Here is a 25,079-nt window from a genome sequence, read left to right on the forward strand (position 1 = left end):
TCGTGTGTCGGGTGTCGACGACGGCGTCGCGGCGTACTGGCGCCGGCGGCTGGATCCGCTCCCTCAAGAGGCCTCGCTGGCCGTCGACTTCCCGTATCCGGCGCGGTCGGGCGGAGACCGGCGGACCCTGCGCCGCGCGCTCGCCCACGCGGCCGACGAGTCGACCCTGCTGGCGGCGTACGTGGCCCTGCTGCACCGCTACGGCGACACGCGCGACATCACCGTCGGGGTCGAAGAGTTGCCGGTCAGGGTCGCGGTCGACGGCGGCACCCCGTTCGCGGAACTGGTGGACCGGGTGGCCCGGGCGCTCGCGCAGGCCCGCGACCACCGGGTCGAACTCGGCCTGCTGATAGCACAGTTGCTCCCGGAGCCGACCCGTGGCGGGGGCCTGCTGTTCAACACGGCGTTCCGGGCCGCGAGCCGTGAGGCGCCAAGGGACGCGGAGGCGGCAGGTGTTGAGACCGGCGGAGAGCCGGAGGTCCCGGCGGCGGAAGTCCTTGGGGCCGGTGAAGCGTCAGAGGGTGCGGTGGCAACAGTCATTGAGGTCGGAGGGGCGTCAAGGTCCCCGGCGACGGGTGCCGTTGAGGCCGGCGAGGCGTCAGAGGGCGCGACCGGAACCGGTGACCCCGCGCCGACCCCCGCTTCGGACACTGCCCGCCCCCCGCTGGACCTCACCCTCGAACTCGGCCCCGACGAACTGCGACTGACCTACCGTCAGGACCTGTTCACGGACGCCACGGCCCACCGCGTGGCGGACCACTACGTCACCCTGCTGGCCGACGCGCTGGCCCGCCCCGACGCCCTCGTCGGGGAGTTGGAACTGCTCGGGGCCGAGGAACGCGACCGCGTCCTCCGGGAGTGGAACGACACCGGACACGACGTCGCCTCCCGCACCTGGCCGGAGATGTTCGCCGAACAGGTGCGCCAGCGGCCGGACGCCGTCGCGCTCGTCTTCGAGGACGTCCGGCTGACCTACGCCGAACTCGACGAACGCGCCAACCGGCTGGCCCACACGCTCATCGCGCGCGGCGCCGGACCCGAACGGGTCGTGGCCCTCGCCGTCCCCCGCTCCGCCGAGCTGATCGTCGCCGAGGTCGCGGTGCTCAAGGCGGGCGCGGCCTATCTCCCCGTCGACACCGACTACCCGGCCGACCGCGTCTCGTACATGCTGGCCGACGCCTCACCCGTCTGCCTGGTCACGACGGCGGAGCTGGCTGGCGACATCCCGCCGTGCCCGGGCACGGACGTCCTGGTCCTCGACGCGCCCGGGACGAGGAGCGAGCTGGCGGCGAGCCCGGTCCACGACCCGGGGGAGCCCGACCGCGGTCCGCTGGCCGTCGCGGGTGCCGCCTACGTCATCTACACCTCAGGTTCCACCGGCCGCCCCAAGGGCGTGGTGCTGTCCCACGCCGGTGTCGCCAAGCTCGTCGCCACCCAGACCGAGCGGTTCGGGATCGGACCGCACAGCCGCGTCCTCCAGTTCGCCTCACCGAGCTTCGACGTCGCGTTCTGGGACCTGTGCCTCGGCCTGCTCTCCGGCGGCCGCCTCGTGGTCGTGCCCACCGAACTGCGCGTCCCGGGCGCTCCGCTCGCCGACTACGCCCACGCCCACGGCATCACCTTCATGATCCTCCCGCCGACCCTCCTCGCCGCCCTGCCCGAGGACGTCGAACTGCCGCCGGCCACCCTGCTCGCCGGCACCGAGCGGGTCTCGCCCGAGCTCGTCGGCCGCTACGCCCGCGGCCGGATGATGTTCAACGCCTACGGCCCCACCGAGGCCACCACCAACTCCACGCTCGGCCTGTGCGACCCCGACACCCCCGCCGGCACCGTCGTGCCCATCGGGGTCCCCGACCCGGGCACCCGCGCCTACGTCCTCGACGCCCGGCTGCGGCCCGTCCCCGCCGGTGTCACGGGCGAGCTCTACCTCGGTGGCGCCGGGCTGGCCCGCGGCTACCTCGGACGGCCCGGCCTGACCGCCGAACGCTTCGTCGCCGACCCCTTCGGCGACCCCGGGGAGCGGCTGTACCGCACCGGCGACCTCGTGCGCTGGAAGGCCGACGGACGTCTGGAGTTCCTGGGGCGCGCGGACGACCAGGTGAAGATCCGCGGCTTCCGCATCGAGCCGGGCGAGATCGAGTCGGTCCTGCGCGCCCATCCCGCCGTCGACCAGGCCGCGGTCGTCATCCGCGAGGACAGGCCCGGCGACCGCAGGCTCGCCGCCTACGTCGTCCCCTCCCTCGACGCGGGAGCGGGCGCCGGCGCCGACGAGCGGGTCCGCGAGTGGAAGGACCTGCACGAACTGCTGTACTCCGCCGCGGGAGCCGAGGGCCGCGAGGAGACCACGGCCCACGACCCGGGCACCGGGGGACCGCGCGAGAACTTCGCGGGCTGGAACAGCATGTACGACGGCCTGCCCATCCCGGTCCGGGAGCTGCGGGAGTGGCGCGACGCGACCGTCGCCCGCGTCCGGGAACTCCGGCCGCGCCGGATCCTGGAGATCGGCGTCGGCAGCGGCCTCCTCCTCTCGCGCCTGGCGCCCGCCTGCGAGGAGTACTGGGGCACCGACCTCTCCGAGGAGGCCGTGCGGGCCCTGCGTACCCAGGTCGAGTCCGCCACGGAAGTCGCCGGACGCGTCCGGCTCGACGCCCGCCCCGCCCACGACACCACCGGTCTGCCACGCGGCCACTTCGACACCGTCGTCCTCAACTCCGTAGCCCAGTACTTCCCCGGAGCCGGCTATCTCACCGACGTGCTGAGGGCCGCCGGAGAACTGCTGGCCCCGGGCGGCAGCCTGTTCGTGGGCGACGTCCGCAACGCCCGCCTGCTCCGTTGCCTGCGCGCCGCGGTGGAGACCCGGCGCGCCGCCGACCCCGAGGACAAGCAGGCCCTGCGCGCCGCCGTCGAGCGATCGGTCGCCTGGGAGGGCGAACTGCTCCTCGACCCCGACTTCTTCGCCACCCTGGACGGCTTCGACGCCGACATCCGCGTCAAGCGGGGCAGCCACCACAACGAACTGACCCGATACCGGTACGACGTCGTCCTGCGCAAGCGGACCGAGGCCGCCGCCACGACCGCCGCCCCGCACACCACGGCGTGGTCCGGGCTGAACGGACTCGACGCCGTCGACGCGCTGCTCGCCGACGGCCGTGCCCCGCTGCGGATCACGGGCGTGCCCAACGCCCGTCTCGCCCGCGACCTGGCCGCGCTGGCGACCCTCGACGACAGCAGCCACACCCCGGCGCCGGCCGACGCCCCCGACCCCGAGGCCTTCCACGCCCTCGGCGCCCGGCACGGCCTCCGCGTGGCCGTGACCTGGAACGGCGGCTCCGACGACGGCGGCCTCGACGTGCTCCTCGCCCCCTCCGGGACACCGCTCTCCGGACCGTACGAGGTGAACGGCGCCGTATCCCGCGCCAACCGCCCGGCGCCCTTCAGGGACGTGAACTCCCTGATGAAGACGCTGCGTTCGTACGTGACCGGACAACTCCCGGAGTACATGGTCCCCGCCGCCCTCGTCCCCCTGGACCGCCTGCCGGTCACCCCGAGCGGCAAACTCGACGCGACCGCGCTCCCGGCCCCCGACTACGCCGCCCTCAGCTCCGGACGCCGCCCCCGGGACGCGCGCGAGGAACTGCTCTGCGCGGCCTACGCCGAGGTGCTCGGCCTGGACACCGTCACCGTCGACGACGACTTCTTCGCGCTCGGCGGCGACAGCATCACCGCCATCCAGCTCCTCGTACGCGCCCGCGGGGCGGGCCTGCGGCTCAGCTCCCGCGACGTGTTCCGGCACCGCACCGTGGCCGCACTCGCCGAAGTGGCCCTCGACCGCACCGACCGCACCGACCGCACCGACCGCACCGACCGCACCGACCGCACCGACCGGGCCGACCGCACCGGCGGCCCGTCCGAGGCGCCCCTGCTCGACCTGACCGAGGCCGAGCGCGCGGCACTCCAGGGCGAACACCCCCTCCCCGTCGAAGCCCTGCTGCCACTGAGCCCGCTCCAGGAGGGCTTCTACTTCCACTCCGTCGTGGACGGGGAGGCCCGCGACGCCTACGTGGTGCAGCAGGCCCTCGAGCTGGCCGGACCGGTCGACGGCGAGGCGCTGCGCCGGTCCGCCCAGCGGGTCCTGGACCGGCACGCCCCGCTGCACTCCTGCTTCCGCACGCTCCCCGACGGCCGGCCCGTGCAGATCGTGGCCTCCGGCGTGGAACTGCCGTGGCGCGAGGTGGACCTCTCCTTCCAGGACGGCACCATCGCCGACGCGCTCGCCGACGCCGTGGCCGCCGACGAGCGGGGCCGCCGCTTCGACCTCGCCCACCCGCCCCTGATGCGCTGCACCCTCGTGCGCATGGCGGGGGAGAACTGCCGCCTGCTGCTCACCTTTCATCACATCGTCGCTGACGGCTGGTCGCTGCCCGTGCTGCACCGCGAGCTGATGGCGGGCTACGGGGACGCCCCCGCCCCGCTGCCCGAGGTCACCCCGTACGCCTCGTACCTGCGAAGTCTGGCCGGCGCCGACCGGGACGCCGCCCGCACCGCCTGGCGGGCGGCCCTGGCCGGGACCGAGGACGCGACCCGGCTGGTCGACACCCCCGCCGACGGCGGCCCGATCGAGCCCGCACAGGTCCGCGTCGAACTGTCCGAGCGGGTCACCACACGGCTGACCGCCCGGGCCCGGGAACTGGGCGTCACGCTCGGCACGGTCGTGCAGGGCGCCTGGGGCCTGCTCGTCGGCCGGCTGACCGCCCGCCAGGACGTACTGTTCGGCACCACGGTCTCCGGCCGGGACGCCGAGGTCGAGGGCATCGAGTCGATGGTCGGTCTCTTCATCAACACCCTGCCCACCCGGCTGCGTTGGGAGCCCGCCGACACCCTCGCCGGGCTGCTCGGCCGCCTCCAGGACGAACAGACCCGGCTCCTCGACCACCAGCACCTCGGCCTCGCCGAGATCCAGCGCGTCGCCGGACACGCAGGGGGCGGCGAACTCTTCGACACCCTGGTCGTCTTCGAGAACTACCCGGCCGCGAGCGGCCTCGCCGACCCCACCGGCACCGTCCGTGTCACAGGACACGCGTTCCACGACACCGTCCACTATCCGCTCGCCCTCGTCGTGAAGCCGGGCCGCCGGCTCGACCTGCGGCTCAAGCACCACACCCGGCGGATCGGCACCGAGGAGGCACGGCGCCTCGCGGACCGGCTCACCCTGGTGCTGCGGGCCCTGGCCGACGACCCCGGACAGCGCGCCGCCGACATCGGCCTGCTCACGGAGCCGGAGCGGGCCCGTGCCCATCCGGCGGGGGAGTCCGTCCCCGTCCCGGACACCACGCTCGCCGCCGCCTTCGAGGCCCAGGTGGCCCGTACCCCCGAGGCCGCCGCCGCGGTCGACGAGGGCGAGACCCTCAGCTACCGCGAACTCGACCTGCGGGCCGACCGGGTGGCGCGGCGGCTGCGCGCCCACGGCGCCGGTCCCAACACGGTGGTCGCGGTCGCCGTGCCGCGCTCGACGGACCTCCTCGTCGCCCTGCTGGGCGTGCTCAAGTCAGGCGCCGCCTATCTCCCGGTCGACATGGACTACCCCGCCGACCGGGTGACCCACATGCTGGCAGACTCCGGGACCGCCACCGTCGTCACGACCACCGGGACCGCGCCCCGGCTTCCCTCGGTGCCGGGCCTGACCACCCTGCTGGTGGACGCCCCGTCCGAGCCCGCGGACGCGAGCGTGCCGCTCCCCGCTCCGGCCGGCCCCGACGATCCGGCCTACCTGATCTACACCTCCGGCTCGACCGGCCGCCCCAAGGGCGTCGTCGTCACCCATCGCGCGATCGTCAACCGGCTCGCCTGGATGCAGAACCAGTACGGGCTGACCGCCGACGACCGGGTGCTCCAGAAGACCCCCGCCAGCTTCGACGTCAGCGTCTGGGAGTTCTTCTGGGCGCTGTGCGAGGGAGCCCGCGTCGTCCTCGCCCGCCCCGACGGACACCGGGACCCCGCCTACCTCGCCGGGCTCGTCCGCGAACAACGCGTCACCACCCTGCACTTCGTGCCCTCCATGCTGGAGGCCTTCCTGCGGTCCGAGGAGATCACCGCCGACCCCACCTGGTCCCGCTCCCTGCGCCGCGCCTTCAGCAGCGGCGAGGCCCTACCCGGCTCGGCCGCGTCCGAGTGGCGCGAGCTCACCGGCGTACCCCTGCACAACCTCTACGGCCCCACCGAGGCCGCCGTCGACGTCACCCACCACCCCTACGACGGCACCCCCGGCACGACCGTGCCCATCGGCCGCCCGGTCTGGAACACCGGTCTGCGCGTCCTCGACGCCTGCCTGCGCCCGGTTCCCGAAGGCGTCCCGGGAGAGCTCTACCTGACGGGTGTCCAGCTCGCCCGCGGCTACCACGCCCGGCCCTCCCTGACCGCCGAGCGGTTCGTGGCCGACCCCTACGGCGGCCCCGGCGAACGGATGTACCGGACCGGCGACCTGGTGCGCCGCCGCGCCGACGGCGTCGTCGAGTACCTCGGGCGCACCGACCGCCAGGTCAAGATCCGCGGCAACCGGATCGAACTCGGCGAGATCGAGGCCGCGTTGGCGCGGCACCCCGCCGTCGTCCAGGCCGCCGTCACCGTCGCGGACGGCACCCTCGTCGCCTACGCCGTCCCCGCCCGCGGAGCGGTCCCGGAGCCGGCCGAACTGCTCGCCCGGCTCGCGCGGTCGCTGCCCGCGCCCATGGTCCCCGGCGCCTGCGTGGTCCTGGACACCCTGCCCCTGACCCCGAGCGGCAAGCTCGACCGGGCGGCCCTGCCCGCCCCGACGACGGTCCGCGCCGAGCCGCGCGCCCCGCGCAGCGACCGCGAGCGGACCCTGACCGAGATCTTCGCGGCGGTGCTCAGACTCGACGAGGTCGGGATCGACGACGACTTCTTCATGCTCGGCGGCGACAGCATCACCTCGATCGGCGTCTCCAGCCGCGCCCGCCGGGCCGGTCTGGAGGTGAACCCCCGCGACGTCTTCGAGCACCGCACCCCGGCCGCCCTCGCGGCAGCCGCCGTCCCCGGCACCGGACCCGCCCGCGCCGCGCGCTCCGCCTTCACCCTCACCCCCGAGGAGACCGAGCGCGTCCACCGGCTCAGCCCCGGCCCGGTGGAGGACATCTGGCCACTCGCCCCGCTCCAGGAAGGCCTGTTCTTCCACTCGACGTACGACAGCGGCGCCCTGGACGTCTACACGGTCCACGAGTCCTTCGACCTCGCCGTCCCGCTCGACACGGACCGGCTGCGCGGGGCCGTCGCCGTCCTGCTGGAGCGCAACCCGGGCCTGCGCGCCGGATTCACCAGCGAAGGACTGCGCCGGCCGGTGCAGTTCATCGTCGCGGACCCGCCCGTCCCGCTCGAAGAAGTCGACCTGTCGGCACTGGCGGCCGACGAACAGGACGCCAGGCTCGTCGAGTTGACCGAGGCCGAGCGCGCCCGGCGCTTCGACCTGACCCGCCCGCTGCTCTTCCGCGTGCTCCTCGTGCGGCTCGGCGCCGGACGCTGCGACCGGCTGATCATCGGCCGCCATCTGCTGCTGTGGGACGGCTGGTCCGCCTGGACCTTCCTCGACCAGCTCTTCGCCCTGTACGAGTCCGGCGGCGAGCCCGGATCGCTGCCCGCGCCCGGTTCGTACCGCGACTACCTGACCTGGCTGGAGACGCAGGACGACGCCGTCGCCACCGGCGCCTGGCGGACCGCGCTCACCGGCCTCGACGAACCCACCCTGCTCGCCGCCGCCGACCAGGGCCTCGAACCGGGCATCCCGGACCGCCTCGACGCCGTCCTGACGGCGGAACTCGGCGAGCGACTGCGCGGGCAGGCGCGCCGGCACGGTCTGACCCTCAACTCGGTGCTCACCGCCGCCTGGGGCCTGACCCTGGCCGCCGCGACCGGCCGCACCGACGTCGTCTTCGGCACCACCGTCGCCGGCCGGCCCAGCGAGGTGCCGGACATCGAGCACGTCATCGGCATGTTCCTCAACACCGTCCCCGCGCGCATCGCGTACGACCCGGCCGAGTCCGTCCTCGACCTGCTGCGCCGGGTGCAGGACGAGCGGCTGGCCGTGATGCCGTACGAGTACCTGGGCCTGGGCGTCCTCCAGGCCGAGACGGGTCACCGCAGGCTCTTCGACACCCTCTTCGTGCTGCGCAACAGCGACACCGAGGAGCGGCTCGCGGAGCTGGCGGAGCGGCACGGGGCCACCGCCGTCGCCAACGTCGACGCCACCCACTACCCGGTGAACCTGGTCGTCACCCCCGGGCGGTGCATCCAGGTCATGCTCACCCACCGCCCCGACGTCGTGCCGCGCCCGAGGGCCCAGGCGCTCCTGGACCGCTTCACCCTGCTGCTGGAACGCCTGGCCGCCGATCCGGACGCTCCCGTGGGCCGACTCGACCCGCTGCTGCCGAGCGAGCACGCCGCCCTGGCCGCCGAACACGCCATCAGCCGTGTCCCGGCCCCCGAGGACACCATCGCCGACCTGCTCGCCGTACAGGCCGCCGCGACCCCCGACGCCGTCGCCCTCGTCTTCGGCGACAGCACCCTCACGTACGCCGAGCTGGACGCCCGGATCAACCGGACGGCGGCGCTTCTGCTGGCCCGGGGTGCCGGGCCCGAGCGGGTCGTGGCACTCGGCCTGTCGCGCTCGCCCGACATGGTCGTCGCCCTGTTCGCCGTCCTGCGGACGGGCGCCGCCTATCTGCCGCTCGAACTGGACCACCCGGACGACCGGTTGACGGCCATGCTCGACGACGCCCGCCCCGCCCTGATCCTGTCCACGACCCCCGTCGCCGCCCGTTTCCCGGGCGCGGCCGCCGGAACACCCCGCGTCCTGCTCGACGATCCGGCCGTCGAGGCCGAACTGGCCGCCTTTTCGGGGGACTTCACCCGGCGGCGGTTCAGCCTGGAACACCCCGCGTACGTCATCTACACCTCCGGCTCCACGGGGCGGCCCAAGGGCGTCGTCACCCCGTACCGCGGTCTGACGAACATGCAGCTCAACCACCAGGAGGAGATCTTCACCCCGGCCATCGCCTCGGCCGGCGGACGGCGGCTGCGCATCGCGCACACCGTGTCGTTCGCCTTCGACATGTCGTGGGAGGAACTGCTCTGGCTCGTCGAGGGCCACGAGGTGCACATCTGCGACGAGGAGCTGCGGCGCGACGCCGAGGCGCTGGTCGCGTACTGCGAGACGCACCGCGTCGACGTCGTGAACGTGACCCCCACCTACGCCCATCTCCTCATGGAACAGGGCCTGTTGGAGGGGCACCGCCCCCCGCTCGTCCTGCTCGGCGGCGAAGCCGTCTCGGAGACGGTGTGGAACCGGCTCAGGGACACCGAGGGCACGTACGGCTACAACCTCTACGGCCCCACCGAGTACACGATCAACACGCTCGGCGGCGGCACCCTCGACAGTGCCACCCCGACCGTCGGCCGCCCCATCCGCGGCACCCGTGCGCACATCCTGGACGCCTGGCTGCGGCCGGTGCCCGAGGGCGTGCCCGGTGAGCTGTACATCGCCGGGATCGGCCTGGCCCGCGGCTATCTCGACCGGCCGGGCCTTACCGCGGAGCGTTTCGTCGCCGACCCGTTCGGCGAACCGGGCGAACGCATGTACCGCACCGGCGACCTGGTCCGCCGCAACCCCGACGGCAACCTGGACTTCCTCGGCCGCACCGACGACCAGGTCAAGATCCGCGGCTACCGCGTGGAACCGGGCGAGATCGAGACCGCGCTCACCCAGCACCCCGCCGTCGCCCAGGCCGCCGTCATCGGCCGCGACGACGCGACCGCTCCCGGCACGCGGCGCCTGATCGGCTATGTGGTCCCCGCCGAACGCAGTGGCGAGGAACGGGACGGCGTGGCGCGCGAACACGTCGGTGAGTGGCAGGACGTCTACTCCGACGAGTACGAGCGGATCGGCACCGCCCTGTTCACCGAGGACTACGCGGGCTGGGACAGCAGTTACGACGGACGGCCGATCCCCTTCGCCGAGATGAGCGAGTGGCGCGAGCGGACCGTCGAGCGCATCCGGGAACTGAACCCGCGCCGTGTGCTGGAGATCGGCGTCGGCTCCGGGCTGCTGATGTCACGGCTGGCCCCCGACACCGAGGCCTACTGGGCGACGGACTTCGCCGCCCCCGTGATCCGCAAGCTCGGCGAGGAACTGGGGCGCGACCTCGCGCTCGCCGCCAAGGTCGAACTGCGCTGCCGGCCCGCCCACGATCTGACGGGCCTGCCCGAGGGCTGGTTCGACACCGTCGTCATCAACTCCGTCGTCCAGTACTTCCCCGGCATCGACTACCTCAGCGAGGTGGTGCAAGGAGCGATGCGGCTGCTGAGGCCCGGTGGGGCGCTGTTCGTCGGCGACGTGCGCAACCCCCGCCTCGCCCCCGTCTTCCACACCGCCGTCCAGCTCACCCGGGCGGCCACCGACGCGAACCCCGAGGACGTCCGCAGGGCCGCCGGGCGCGGGCTGAGGCTGGAGAAGGAACTCCTCGTCGACCCCGACTGGTTCACCACCCTCGGACACGACGTCGACCTGCGCACCAAGCGCGGCCATCACCACAACGAACTCTCCCGGCACCGCTACGACGCCGTCCTGTACCGCGAGGGCGCCGACCCGCTCGACCTGTCCCAGGTGCCCGCCGTCCCCTGGTCCGCCGACCTCGTCACCCGGCTGGGCGAACAGCGGCCCGGACGGCTGCGCGTCACCGAGGTGCCCGACGCGCGCACCGCGGGGGAACGCGCGGCACTGCGCGCCCTGGAGGACGGCCGCGTCGTCGGACCCGACACCGTCGGCGGGGGAGTGGACCCGGAGGACCTGCACGCGCTCGGCGCCGCCCTCGGCTACCGGGTGCTCACCACCTGGTCGGCCGAACCCGGTTGCTACGAGGCCGTGTTCGTGCGGGCGGACGAGGAGCGGACGGAGGAGGAGCGGGCGGACGGAAAGGGCCCAGACGGAAAGGGCCCGGACCAAGGTGCCGCGGCCGCGCGCCCGACCCCCCGGCCCGTCACGGGGCTGTACCGTCCCGGCGGCGGCGAACCTCCGTACGCCAACGCGCCGACGGCCGCCCGTGACAGGGACGCCCTGATCCGGCGGGTGCGCGAGGACCTGAAGACACGGCTGCCCGACTACATGGTGCCCGCCGCCTTCGTCGTCCTCGACCGGCTGCCCATGAACGACAACGGCAAGCTCGACGTCCGCGCGCTGCCCGAGGCCGAACCCGCCGCAGCGCCCGGCACCGGCCGCGGCCCGCGCACCCCCCGCGAGGAAGTCCTCTGCCGCCTCTTCGCCGAGGTGCTCGGACTCCCGGAGGTGGGCGCGGAGGACGGGTTCTTCGACCTGGGCGGCCACTCCCTGCTCGCCACCCGGCTGATCAGCCGCGCCCGTACCGAACTGGGTGCCGAACTGGCGATCCGCGACCTGTTCGAGGCACCCACCCCGGAACTGCTCGCCGCCCGCGCCGACGGCGGCCGGCCCGCCCGTCCCCCCGTCACCGCCGTGGCCGGGCGCCCCGAACGCGTCCCGCTCTCCGCGGCCCAGCGCCGGCTGTGGCTGGTCGAGCGGATCACCGGGGGCGGCGCCGCCTACAACTTCCCGCTCGTCTTCCGGCTGCGCGGCGCACTCGACCCGGACGCCCTGCGCGAGGCCCTGCACGACGTGGTGGCGCGGCACGAATCGCTGCGCACGCTCATCGGGGAGCACGACGGCGAGCCGTACCAGCGCGTCCTCGACGCGCGCGAGGCCGCCGTCCCGTTCACGGTGACCGACTGCGCCGAGGCCGAACTACCCGCGCTGATCGAGGCGGAGCAGCGCCGTCCCTTCGACCTCGCCGCCGAACCGCCCCTGCGGGCGACGGTGTTCCGCCCCGCGCCGGACGGCGGGAACGACGGCTGTGTCGTCGCGCTCGTGCTGCACCACATCGTCACCGACGAATGGTCCGACCGGCCGTTCCTCGCCGACCTCGACACCGCCTACCGGGCACGGATCACCGGCACCGCCCCGGCCCTCGCGCCCCTGGCGGTGCAGTACGCCGACTACACGCTCTGGCAGACGGAGTTCCTGGCCCAGGTGGGCGAGCGCCAACTCGCCTACTGGACCGAGACCTTGCGCGCCCTGCCCGAGGAACTGACGCTGCCCCTGGACCGGCCGCGCCCGGCCGCGCCCAGCGGACGCGGCGCCACCCTGCGCCGCGAACTGCCCCGCGAACTGGGGGAGGCGCTGCGCGAGCTGTCGGCCACGACCGGCACCAGCATGTTCATGCTGTTCCAGGCCGCCACCGCGGCCCTGCTGCACCGCCTGGGCGCGGGCGACGACATCCCGCTCGGGGCGCCCATCGCCGGACGCACGGACAGCGCGCTCGACGACCTGGTCGGCTTCTTCGTCAACACCCTGGTGCTGCGCACGGACCTGTCGGGACCCGACCTGTCGTTCCGTCAACTGCTGGCCAGGGTCAAGGAGTCGGACCTCGCCGCCTTCGAGCACCAGGACCTCCCCTTCGACCGGGTCGTCGAGGCCCTCAATCCGCGGCGCGTGGCGGGCCGCAACCCGCTGTTCCAGGTCATGCTCGGCTATCACCACCGCCCCGACGGCGACCCGGACCTGCTGGGCCTGCCCACCGAGTGGTACGACATGGACACCGGCACCGCCAAGTTCGACCTCGACCTCACCGTCGTCGACGAGGGCACCGGCGGCCGCGTCACCCTGCTCCTGGAGTACGCCACCGATCTCGTCGACCCGGCCACCGCCGGACTCCTCGCCGAACGCCTCGTCCTGCTGCTGCGCCACGCCTGCGGCACCCCGGACCTGCCCCTCGCGGCGATCGACCTGCTCACGGACGCCGAGCGGACCGCCGCCGCGGACACCTGGAACGACACCACCCACCCGGTGGAGCCCCGGTCCGTCCCGGAGATCCTGGCCGCCGCAGCGGCCGCGCACCCCGGTCGGACCGCCCTCGTCACCGCCACCGGCAGCCTCACCTTCGCCGAACTGTCCGCCCGCGTCGACGCCGTCGCCGGACTGCTCCTGCGCCACGGAGCGGGCGAGGGCACGGTCGTGGCCCTGGCCCTGCCCCGGGACGCGATGGTGCCCGCCCTGCTCGGTGCGCTCCGCGCGGGCGCCGCCTACCTGCCCCTCGACCCCGCGTACCCGACCCACCGGCTGGAGCACATGCTCACCGACGCGGCGCCGGTCTGCGTGCTCACCACCACCGAGCAGGCCGCCCGGCTGCCCGAACAGCCCGGACTGCCGCGGCTGTTCCTGGACACCCCGCTCCCGGCGGCCCACCCGGTCCCGCCGCGCACCCACCACCCGCTGTCCGCCGCCTACACGATCTACACCTCCGGCTCCACCGGCACCCCCAAGGGCGTGACCGGCACCCACCGCGGACTGTCCAACCTGTTCGCCTCCCACCGGCGCGACCTGATCGAACCCGCGGTCCAGGACACCGGCCGGAGCGTCCTGCGGGCCCTGCACGCGGCCTCGTTCAGCTTCGACGGCTCCTGGGAACCCCTGCTGTGGCTGCTGGCCGGACACGAACTGCACGTCGTCGACGAGGCCACCCTGCTCGACCCGGCCGCACTGCTCGCCACCCTGGACGAGCGGGCCGTCGACTTCGTCGACCTCACCCCGACCTATCTGCGCGAACTCCTCCACCACGGCTTCCTCGCCCCCGGCAGCCGGATCCCGGCCGTCGTCGCGGTCGGCGGCGAGGCCACCCCCGCCGCGCTGTGGCGGCGCCTGGACGCCTTGCCGGGCGTCGCCGTTCACGACCTGTACGGGCCCACCGAGTGCGCCGTCGACGCCTACGGATGGCACGGCGGCGGCACCGGCCGCCTCGCCTGGGCGGCCCCGCTCGACAACATCCGCGCCCACGTCCTCGACGACCGGCTCCGCCCCGCGCCCGTCGGCGTCCCCGGCGAGCTGTACCTCGCCGGGGAGGGCCTGGCCCGTGGCTATCTGGGCCGGCCCGCCCTCACCGCGGAACGCTTCGTCGCCGACCCGCACAGCCCTTCCGGCGAGCGCATGTACCGCACCGGCGACCTCGTGCGACGCCGCACGGACGGCACCCTCGAATTCCTCGGCCGCGCCGACGAGCAGGTCAAACTGCGCGGCTTCCGTATCGAACCCGGCGAGATCGAGACCGCCACGACCGCCCACCCGTCCGTCGCCGCGGCGGCCGTCGTCGTCCGCGAGGACACCCCGGGAACGCGCCGGCTCGTCGCCTACGTCGTCCCCACCACGCCCGACGGCACCGACCCGGCGACGCTGCGCGCCCACCTCGCCGCCGTCCTGCCCGAGCACATGATCCCCGCCGCCTTCGTCCCGCTCGCCACCCTGCCCCGCACGGTCAGCGGCAAGCTGGACCACGCCGCCCTTCCCGCCCCCGACACGACGGCGGCCCCCGGCGGACGGCCGCCGCGCACCGCCCGCGAGGAACTGCTGTGCGAGCAGTTCGCCGCCGTGCTCGGCGTCGACCGCGTCGGCGTCGACGACGACTTCTTCGCGCTCGGCGGCCACTCCCTCCTCGCCATGCGCCTGGTCAGCCGGGTACGCGCCGCGCTGGACGCCGAACTGTCCCTGCGTACGGTCTTCGACGCGCCCACCGTGGCCCGCCTCGCCGCCCACCTGGACGCGGCACGCACCACCGCCCGCCCCGCCCTCACCGCCGGCCGGGCCCACCCCGAACGGCTGCCCCTCTCCTCCGCCCAGCGCCGCCTGTGGCTGCTCCACCAGGTGGACGGCCCCACGCCCGCCTACAACATCCCCGCCGCCTGGCGGCTCACCGGGGCCCTGGACCGCGCCGCCCTGGAAGCCGCGCTCGGCGACCTCGTCGCCCGGCACGCCACCCTGCGCACGGTCTTCCCCACCGGCCCCGACGGCCTGCCCCACCAGCACGTCCTGGAACCGGACCAGACGCGGATCACCCTCCGCACGGAACCCGCGGACCGGCTCGCCGAGGCCGCCGCGCACCCCTTCGACCTGGCCACCGAGCCCCCGCTGCGCGTCACCCTGTGCGAGACCGGCCCCGACGAGCACATCCTGCTCCTGCTGCTCCACCACATCGCCACGGACGAGTGGTCGGACCGCCCGCTGCTCGCCGACCTCGGCACCGCCTACGCGGCCCGCGCCGCCGGCCACGCCCCCGACTGGGCCCCGCTCCCGGCGACGTACGCCGACTACACGCTCTGGCAGGAGGAGGTGCTCTCCGCCGACGGCGACGCCCTGCTGGCCCACTGGACCGAGCGGCTGGCGGGCCTGCCCGAGGAACTGACCCTGCCCACCGACCGGCCGCGCCCCCGCGAGTCCGGCCACGCGGGCGGCACCGTCGGCTTCACCCTCGCCCCGGCCCTCGAACAGAGGCTGCGGGAACTGGCCCGCGCCGAGGGCGCCAGCATGTTCATGGTCGTGCAGGCCGCCGTGGCCGCCCTGCTCCACCGGCTCGGCGCCGGGGACGACATCCCCCTCGGTGCGCCGGTCTCCGGACGCGGCGACGAAGGGCTCGAGGACCTGGTCGGGTTCTTCGTCAACTCCCTGGTCCTGCGCACGGATCTGTCCGGCACCCCCCGGTTCACCGACCTCCTGCGCCGGGTCCGCGAGACCGACCTCGCGGCCTACGACCACCAGGACCTGCCCTTCGAGCGGCTGGTCGAGGCCCTCAACCCGGAACGTTCCCTCGCCCGCCACCCGTTGTTCCAGGTGATGGTCGTCCACCTGGGCGAGCCCGGCGGAGTCCCCGACCTTCCAGGCCTGAGGGCACGACGTGAACCGGTCGGCCCGCCGAGCGCCAAGTTCGACCTGAGCTTCGACTTCGTCGAACAGGGCGAGGGCGCGGGCATCCAGGGCTGGATCGAGTACAGCGCCGACCTGTTCGACGACAGCACCGTCCAGCGGATGGCACACCGCCTCGTCCGCCTGCTGGAGCAGGTCGCCGCCGACCCCGCCCGTCCCGTACGCGATCTCGACGTGCTCGACGAGGACGAGCGCCACGACGTGGTCGAGCGGTGGAACGACACCGCGCACGAGGTGCCGGCCACGACCCTCGTGGACCTGTTCCGCGCCCAGGCCTCCCGGACACCCGGCGCGACCGCCCTGATCGCCGGTGAACAGCGGCTCAGCTACGGCGAGTTGGAGTCCAGGGTCGAGCGGACCGCACGGGTCCTGGCCGGACTCGGCGCGGGACCCGAGCGGACGGTCGCGGTCGCGCTGCCGCGCTCGGTCGACCTCGTCGTCGCCCTGCTCGCGGTGCAGCGCACCGGAGCCGCCCATCTCCCGATCGACGCCGAACACCCGCCGGAGCACCGCGCGTTCATGCTCGCGGACGCACGTCCGGTGTTGGTGATCGACGGTCCGCTGCCGGACGGCCCCGAAGGCGAACCGCCCGCCTCCGTGGACCCGTCGAACCCTGCCTACGTCATCTACACCTCCGGCTCCACCGGCCGGCCGAAGGCGGTGCAGGTACCGCACCGGGGCATCGTCAACCGCCTCCTGTGGATGCAGGACACCTACGGTCTGACGGACGGCGACCGCGTCCTGCAGAAGACGCCCGCCGGATTCGACGTGTCCGTGTGGGAGTTCTTCTGGCCGCTGATCAGCGGAGCGACCCTGGTCCTCGCCCGCCCCGACGGACACCGGGACCCGGCCTACCTCGCCGGACTGATCCGGGAACAGGCCGTCACCACGGCCCACTTCGTGCCCTCGATGCTCCGCGCCTTCCTCGACGAACCCACCGCCACGCGCTGCACCGGACTGCGCCGCGTCCTGTGCAGCGGCGAGGCCCTGCCCGCCGACCTCGCCGCACGTTTCCACACGCTCCTGCCGGCCGAACTTCACAATCTGTACGGGCCGACCGAGGCCTCCGTGGACGTCACCGCCGCACGGATCCCGCCGGGTGCCGATCGCGTCCCGATCGGCCGGCCGGTCTGGAACACCCGCCTGTACGTCCTGGACGAGGCGCTGCGGCCGGTGCCGCCGGGTGTCGCGGGCGAGCTCCACCTCGCGGGCGTCCAGCTCGCCCGGGGCTATCTCGACCGGCCCGGCCTGACGGCCGAACGCTTCGTCGCCGACCCGTACGGCCCGCCCGGCACCCGCATGTACCGCACCGGCGACCTCGCCCGCCTGACCGGGGCCGGAGTCCTCGAATACCTCGGCCGCACCGACGACCAGGTCAAGATCCGCGGCTTCCGCGTCGAACCCGGAGAGATCGAGACCGTCCTCACCCGGCACGAGACGGTGACCCACGCCGCCGTCGTGGCCCGCGAACAGCGGCTCGTCGCCTACGTCGTCCCCGCCCCCGGTCACACCCCCGACCCCGCCGGACTGCGCACCCACCTCGCCGCCCTGCTCCCCGACCACATGGTCCCGGCCGCCGTCATCACCCTCGACGCCCTGCCGCTCACCCCGAACGGCAAGCTCGACCGGAAGGCCCTGCCCGCACCCGACTTCGCGGCGGCCACCACCGGCACCCTGCCGCGCACCACGCGCGAGGCCGAGCTGTGCGGTCTCTTCGCCGGCGTCCTCGGCCTCGAACGGGTCGGCGTCGAGGACGACTTCTTCAGCCTCGGCGGGGACAGCATCGTCGCGATGCAACTCGTCGCCCGGGCCCGCGCCGCCGGACTCGCGATCAGCCCCCGCGACGTCTTCCGGCACAAGACGGCCGCAGCGCTGGCCGCCGTCGCCGGTGACCTGGCGGACACCGCCGGCCCCGTGCCCGACGGCGACCTGTTCGCGGCGCTCACCGACGACGAGCGCGCCGAACTCCCGGGACTCGGTGCCGTCGAGACCCTGCCGCTGTCACCCCTCCAGGCGGGGCTGCTGTTCCACGCCTCCTTCGACTCCGGCGACGACGGCCCCGACGTCTACACCGTGCAGGTCTCCTACGACCTCGACGGACCCCTGGACGGCGACCGGCTGCGCCGCGCGGGCCAGGCCCTGCTCGACCGGCACGGCAACCTCCGGGCCGGGTTCCGCTATCTGTCCTCCGGCCGCCCCGTCGCGGTCGTTCCCCGCACCGCCGTACTGCCCTGGCGCCACGTCGACCTGTCGGACCTGGACGACAGGGCCCGGGAGGAGCGGTGGACCCGCTGCCTCGACCAGGAGCGCCGCCGGTTCGACCCGGCCGAGCCGCCGTTGCTGCGGCTGATGCTCGTCAAGGTCGGGCCGACGGCACACCGGCTGGTCCTGTCCCACCAGCACCTCCTCCTCGACGGCTGGTCCGTCCCGCGCCTGTTCGGTGAGCTGACCGAGCTGTACGCGGGCCGGGAGCTGCCCGCCCCGGCGCCCTACCGCGACCACCTGGCCTGGCTCGGCCGCCAGGACGCCGAGGCCTCGGCCGCGGCCTGGGCGAACGCCCTGGACGGCCTGGAGGAACCCACCCACCTCGTGGCCTCCGATCCCGGCCGCGCCCCGGCGGTGCCCGCGACCCTGACCACACGACTGACTCCGGAGCTGACCGCGGCCCTCACCGGCCTCGCCCGCTCGCGCGGCCTGACGCTCAACACGCTGGTCCAGGGCGCTTGGAGCATCCTGCTCTCCCGGCTCACCGGACGCGCCGACGTCGTCTTCGGCGCCACCGTCTCGGGCCGCCCGCCGGAGCTGGCCGATGTCGAATCGATGATCGGTCTGTTCATCAACACCGTGCCCGTGCGCGTCAGGATCGACGAACGGGAGAGCCTCGGCGCGTTCCTCGACCGCCTCCAGGACGAGCAGTCGCGGCTGATCGCGCACCAGCACGTCGGACTGTCCGACATCCAACGCGGCGCGGGCCTGGGCGAGTTGTTCGACACCCTCGTCGTCTTCGAGTCCTACCCGGACACCGGGGGGCCCGGCCTCGGAGCCGACGACGGGCTGCGCGCCGAGGTGCGCGACCACCAGGACGCGACGCACTACCCGTTCGCCTGGGCCGTCGAGCCCGGCGAACGGCTGACGCTCACCGCCGAGTACCGCACCGACCTGTTCGGGCGGACGGCCGTCGAGCGGATCCGGGCCGCGATGGTCCGGCTCTTCGAGGCGATGACCGCCGACGCCGGACAACTGCTCGCCCGGACCGACATCCTCGGCCCCGAGGACCGCCACACCGTCCTGGAGACCTGGAACGACACCACCCTGCCCGTCGCCCCGGGCGCGCCGACTACCGTGCCCGCGCTCTTCGAGGCGCAGGCCGCCGCGGGTCCGGACGAGGTCGCCGTCGTCTCGGGCACGGTCACCTGGACGTTCGCGGAACTGAACCGGCGCGCCAACCGGCTGGCCGGCCTGCTGACCGAGCACGGCGCCGGACCCGAGCGGATCGTCGCCCTGTCGCTCCCGCGCACGGCCGACTTCATGGCCGCCGTTCTCGCGGTGATGAAGTCGGGCGCCGCCTACCTCCCCATCGACGCCGACCTGCCCGCCGAGCGCGTCCTCACCCTCCTCGACGACGCCCGGCCCCGGCTCGTGCTCACCACCGAGGCCCTGGCGGACCGCCTCCCGGAAAGCGACGTACCGCTGCTGATCCTGGATACGGAGGAGACTGCCCGAAGGCTGGCCGACCAGCCGTCCGAGAACCCGGAGACCGGACCCGACCCATGCCATCCGGCGTACGTCATCCACACCTCCGGATCGTCCGGCCGCCCCAAGGGAGTCGTGGTCTGCCACCGCAGTGTGGTGAACCTCTTCCACAGCCACCGGACCATGCTCCACGACCTCGCCAAGCGCACCACCGGCCGGCGCCGCCTGCGCGTCGGGCACGCCTGGTCGTTCTCCTTCGACGCGTCCTGGCAGCCCCAGTTGTGGCTGCTCGACGGGCACGCGCTGCACATCCTCGACGACGAGACCCGCCGTGACCCGGACCTCACGGCCGAGGCGATCCGCACCCAGGGACTCGACTTCATCGAGGTCACCCCCTCCTTCCTCGCCCAGATGGCCGACAGCGGGCTGATCAGCGACGGGGCCTGCCCGCTCGCCGTGGTCGGCGTGGGCGGCGAGGCCGTGCCGGACGCGCTGTGGAACGAACTGGCGGCGCTGGAGTCCACCGCCGCCTTCAACCTCTACGGACCCACCGAGGCCACGGTCGACGCCCTCGTCGCCCGCGTCGGCGAGAGCGCGCGCCCCCTGGTCGGCCGCCCGGTCGGCAACACCCGCGCCTATGTGCTCGACGCGGCCCTGCGGCCCGTACCGCCGGGCGTGACAGGGGAGTTGTACCTCGCGGGAGAGGGGCTGGCCCGGGGCTACCTCGGCCGGCCCGACCTGACCGCCGAGCGGTTCGTCGCCGATCCCCACGGCGGTCCCGGCACCCGCATGTACCGCACCGGCGACCTCGCCCGCTGGACCGAGGACGGCGGGATCGACTACCTCGGACGGGCGGACGACCAGGTCAAGATCCGCGGCTTCCGCGTCGAACTCGCCGAGATCGAGGCGGTACTGGACCGCCACGAGGACGTCGGCCAGGTCGTCGTCGTCGCCCGCGAGGACCGGCCCAGGGTCAGGCAACTCGCCGCCTACGTCGTCGCCGCCGAGGGCGCCGACACCCCCGACCCCGAGGCGCTGCGCGCCCATGTGGCCGCCGTGCTGCCGGACTACATGGTCCCGGCCGCCGTGACCGTCCTGGACGAACTGCCCTTGCTCTCCAACGGCAAGCTCGACCGCAAGGCCCTCCCGGCCCCCGAGTTCACCCCCGCCACGGGTGGCCGGGAACCCGCGAACGACCGGGAACGCACCCTGTGCGCCCAGTTCGCCGACGTGCTCGGACTGCCCCGGATCGGCGCCGACGACGACTTCTTCGCCCTCGGCGGCGACAGCATCGTCGCCATGCAGCTCGTCAGCCGGGCGCGCGCCGCCGGGCTGCGGGTCACTCCGCGCCAGGTCTTCCGGCACCGTACGGTCGCCGCGCTCGCCGCCGTCGCCGTCGAACTCGGCTCGGATGCCCGGCACTTGGCGCACGATGACGGCTCGGGCACCGTCCCGCCGACCCCGATCATGCACGCCCTGCGCGAACTGGGCGGGCCGATCGCGGGCTACCACCAGGTGGCCTTCGTCCAGACACCCGCCGCCCTCGACCCGGCCGCACTGCGCGCCGTGCTCCAGGCCGTCGCCGACCGGCACGACCTGCTCAGGGCGCGCCTGGAGCGGACCGACGCCGCGGGCGAGGAACGATGGGCGCTCCAGGTGCCGCCGCCCTGCACCGTGGACGTGGCCTCGTGGCTGCGACGCGTCGACGTCAAGGGCGCGGACGCGCCCGCCCTGCGCGCGGCCGTCGGCGAGCACGCCCGCGCGGCCCGGGACCGCCTCGACCCGGACGCCGGACGCATGGTCCAGGCCGTGTGGTTCGACGCGGGCCGCGAGACACCCGGACGTCTGCTCCTGCTCGTCCACCACCTCGTCGTCGACGGGGTCTCCTGGCGCGTCCTGCTGCCCGACCTCGCCGCCGCCTGGCAGGACGTCTGCGCCGGCCGGACCCCGGGCCTCGCCCCGGTCGACCTGTCGTTCCGCCGCTGGTCGCGCGGGCTCGCCGAACGGGCCACCGACCCGGTCCGCGAGGACGAACTCCCGCTGTGGACACGCATCCTGGCCGACGCGCCCGCTCTCCCCACCCTCCGGGGGCTCGACAGCCGTCTCGACGTCACGGCCACCTCGCTGAGTCTGTCCCGCACCCTGCCGCCCGATGTCACGGCGCCACTGCTCGGCCGGGTGCCCAGCGTCCTCGGGGCCACCGTCAACGACGTACTCCTCACCGGCCTCGCCCTGGCCTTCGCCGACTGGCGCCGCCGACGGAGCGAGGGAGGGGATGCCGGCGGCGGGGTCCTGGTCGACCTGGAGGGCCACGGCCGCGAGGAGGAACTCGCCGGCGACGCAGATCTGTCGCGTACGGTCGGCTGGTTCACCAGCGTCGTGCCCGTACGCCTCGACCCCGGGGAGATCGACCTGGCCGACGCCTTCGCGGGCGGGCCCGCGCTGGACACGGCACTGACCCGGGTCCGCGACCACCTGGCCGCCCTCCCGGCCGCCGGCGTCGGCCACGGCCTGCTGCGCCACCTCAATCCTGTCACCGGACCGCTGCTCGCCCGACTCGGCTCCCCCCAGGTCGAGTTCAACTACATGGGCCGCTTCGGGGTCCCCGAGGCCACCGACTGGTCGTACGCTCCCGAGGACGACGCCGCCGACCTCGACGGAGACCCGGGGATGCCGCTGAGCCACGCCCTCACCGTCAACGCCCTGACCGAGGACCTGCCCGCCGGCCCCGAACTGTCCGCCCACTGGACCTTCGCCCCCGGCGTGCTGCCCGAGGAGTCGGTCCAGGACCTGGCGGACACCTGGTTCCGGGCGCTGCGGGCCCTGGTCGTCCGGGCCGGGTCCCCGGACGCGGGCCCGCGGCGGAGCTCCGGCACGAGCACCGGGACCCCCTGACCGCCGACGCCCCGCCGCACTTGACCTCTGACGTCCCCACCGCACCTGACCCCGACCTCCCCACCGCACCGCCCGACCGAGAGGAACGACAGATGACCAACCCGTTCGAGAACCCCGACGGCGTCTACCGCGTGCTCGTCAACGACGAGGGCCAGTACAGCCTTTGGCCGGACTTCGTCGACGTGCCCGCGGGCTGGACCGTCGTGCACGGCCCCGCGCCGCGACAGCAGTGCCTGGACCACATCGAGACCAACTGGACCGACATGCGGCCCAAGAGCCTGGTGGAGAGCATGCGGAGGACGGGCTGACCCGGACGATGCTCTGTACGCGACTGACGAACGCGCGCTTCCTCACCATGGACCCCGACCGCCCCGTCGCCCGTGAACTCGGCGTGTGGCGGGGCCGGATCGTGGGCCTCGACGAGGAGGTGGCCGCCCTGCCCGCCCGCCGGGTGGTGGATCTCCAGGGCGCCACCGTGCTGCCCGGGTTCATCGACGCCCATGTCCATCTGGCCTGGACCGGGTTGAAGGCGACCACGCCGAGCGTCGCCGGGCGCCGGACCGTGGACGAGGTGCTCGCCCTCGTGGCGGACATCGCGGCCACGGTCCCGGAGGACGGCTGGGTGAACCTCGCGGGATACGACCAGCGACCACTGGGGCGCCATCTGACCGCCGTCGAGCTGGACAAGGCGAGCGGCGGACGCAAGGTCTTCCTGATGCACGACTCCGGACACGGCTGCGTGGTCAGCACCGCCGTCCTGGACCTGCTGCCCACCGGACTTCCGCACGAGGAGGGGTTCCTGGCCGAGGGGGCGATGGGCGTCGCCCGCGCGCTGCGGCTCCCGCACGCCCAGGAGAGTCTCGCGGACGCCATCGCCCACGCCGCCGGGGAATGCCTCGCGGAGGGCGTGACGGCCTGCGCGGAGGCGGGGATCGCGGGCGCCCTGTTCGGCCACAGCCCGGTCGAACTCGGCGCGTACCAACTCGCCCGCGAGAGCGGCAGATTGCCGCTGCGGGTGCAGCTCATGGTGGCGGCCGACCGGCTGAAACCCGTCACCGCGCACCCGTCCGACGGCATCCCCCGCGCCCTCGACCTCGGCCTGCGCACCGGGTTCGGAGACGAACGGCTGTCCGTGGGAGCGCTCAAGATCTACACCGACGGCGGCATGATGGCCCGTACGGCCGCCCTCAGCAGCCCCTACGAAGGACTCGACCACGCCGGCCAGTTGCAGGACGACCCCGAGGCGCTCGCCGACACCGTCGTCGCCGGGCATCTCGCCGGCTGGCAGCTCGCCGTCCACGCGATCGGCGACCGGGCGGTCGACGTGGCCCTGGACGCCCTCGAACGGGCCCAGCGCCTCAGGCCACGCCCCGACGCGCGGCACCGCATCGAGCACGCGGGGCTGGTCCGCCCGGACCAACTGGACCGCTTCGCGCGGCTCGGCGTGATCGCCGTCGTCCAGCCCAACTTCCTGCGCTCCTTCGGGGACGACTACGCGGCGATCATGGGAGCGGAGCGCGCACCCTGGCTGTACCGGGGGAAGGGCTTCCTGCGGCACGGCATCACGCTCGTCGGCAGTTCGGACCGCCCCGTGACGGACGGATCGCCGCTGCGCGCCGTCCAGTTCATGGTGGAGCGGGCCTCCTCGTCCGGCCGGACGATCGGGCCGGACGAGGCAATCACGGTGGAGGAGGCGCTGCGCGCGTACACCGTGGGCGGGGCCTTCGCCTGCCGCTGGGAGAACGGTCTGGGAAGCCTCACCCCGGGCAAGTACGCCGACCTGGCGGTGCTTTCGGACGACCCGACGACGGTGGAGACCTCGCGCATCGGCGACATCGACGTGGTCGCGACGTTCGTCGGCGGCCGGGACACAGAGGAGGCCGGGCCGTGAGCGCTCGGGTGGACGGCGTCGATCCGCCTGCGGAGCCGGAATGGGAGTCCCCGGACCCGCTCCGGTGGGTGATCTGGAACGCGCCCACCGGGGTGATGGTGTTCGACCGGGACACCAACGGCCCGCTGCTCCTGGACGACGAGACGGCCCTGGAGGAGGTGCTGAGCGGCATGCGGGAGGCGGGCGTCCCGGAGAGCGACGACTATCCGGGGCACCCCTGCTCCTGACACCGCCCGGCCCGATCGACAGCCGGTTCGCGCTTTTCATGTTCCGGTACGACAACGAGGAGGTCGGCGGAACACGGCGATCGGGAACGGCAGTTGAAGGACGGTCCCGGCGCGGTCAGACGGCAGGCTCGGGGAGGTGACCGAGGTGCTTGGCAACGCGCTCACGCAGGAGGAGGTACTCCTTCCGGCGTCGAGGCAGAGGCCCCGGCGGGCGCTCGACGACGCGGGCCGCGGTGACAGTCTGGCCGTCCTGGAACTGCTCCCGCGTCAGGTCGAGTTCCACACCACTGGGCAGCCGATTCCACCAGTGGAAGCCTTGCCGTTCCCCGCCGCGGTGGACCTCCCCGACCATGAGGTCGCCACCGAAGATGTCGTTCACGATCAGAGCCGTGATGTCACAGTGGCCCCACGCCGGGTTGCCCGGCCCCCAGCCGCGGCGAGCGAGGTCGTCCGGAGAACACGTGTCGGCGGCCCAACTGGCGCGCAGACCTCTGTCGATGTCCAGCAGGCTCCAAGGGATCATCCCGCCAGCATCGCAGCGGCCACTGAC

5 protein-coding genes are annotated in these 25,079 nt (G+C 74.1%); 4 read left to right on the forward strand and 1 reads right to left on the reverse strand.

Annotation, left to right across the window (positions count from 1 at the left end):
* Nucleotides 1–4 precede the first annotated feature (4 nt).
* The 4 genes from ACIQ7M_RS18010 to ACIQ7M_RS18025 all read left to right on the forward strand — a co-directional run bounded on the left by ACIQ7M_RS18010 (nt 5) and on the right by ACIQ7M_RS18025 (nt 24,529).
* The gene (locus ACIQ7M_RS18010; protein WP_403645008.1) at nt 5–22,411 is read left to right on the forward strand and encodes a non-ribosomal peptide synthase/polyketide synthase; all 22,407 of its coding nucleotides are present in this window, start codon (nt 5–7) and stop codon (nt 22,409–22,411) included.
* Between the two features lie 92 nt (nt 22,412–22,503).
* Nucleotides 22,504–22,719 (forward strand): MbtH family protein, encoded by a 216-nt coding sequence (locus tag ACIQ7M_RS18015; RefSeq protein WP_355776278.1) that lies wholly within the window; start codon nt 22,504–22,506, stop codon nt 22,717–22,719.
* Nucleotides 22,720–22,727: 8 nt separating this feature from the next.
* A complete protein-coding gene (locus ACIQ7M_RS18020; protein ID WP_403645011.1) occupies nt 22,728–24,302 on the forward strand; it encodes an amidohydrolase in 1,575 nt (524 codons plus the stop codon).
* Nucleotides 24,299–24,529, forward strand: a complete 231-nt coding sequence (locus ACIQ7M_RS18025) for a hypothetical protein (RefSeq protein WP_403645014.1) — start codon at nt 24,299–24,301, stop codon at nt 24,527–24,529. Before ACIQ7M_RS18020 ends, ACIQ7M_RS18025 begins: the two co-directional genes overlap by 4 nt.
* Nucleotides 24,530–24,644: 115 nt before the next feature.
* Here the strand turns inward: ACIQ7M_RS18025 and ACIQ7M_RS18030 are convergent, their stop codons facing one another.
* Nucleotides 24,645–25,052 carry a hypothetical protein gene (locus ACIQ7M_RS18030; RefSeq protein WP_403645017.1) on the reverse strand — a complete coding sequence of 136 codons (408 nt, stop codon included), beginning with the start codon at nt 25,050–25,052 and terminating at the stop codon, nt 24,645–24,647.
* Nucleotides 25,053–25,079: the final 27 nt, after the last annotated feature.

This window comes from Streptomyces sp. NPDC096324, assembly GCF_044763015.1.
Lineage (GTDB): Bacteria > Actinomycetota > Actinomycetes > Streptomycetales > Streptomycetaceae > Streptomyces.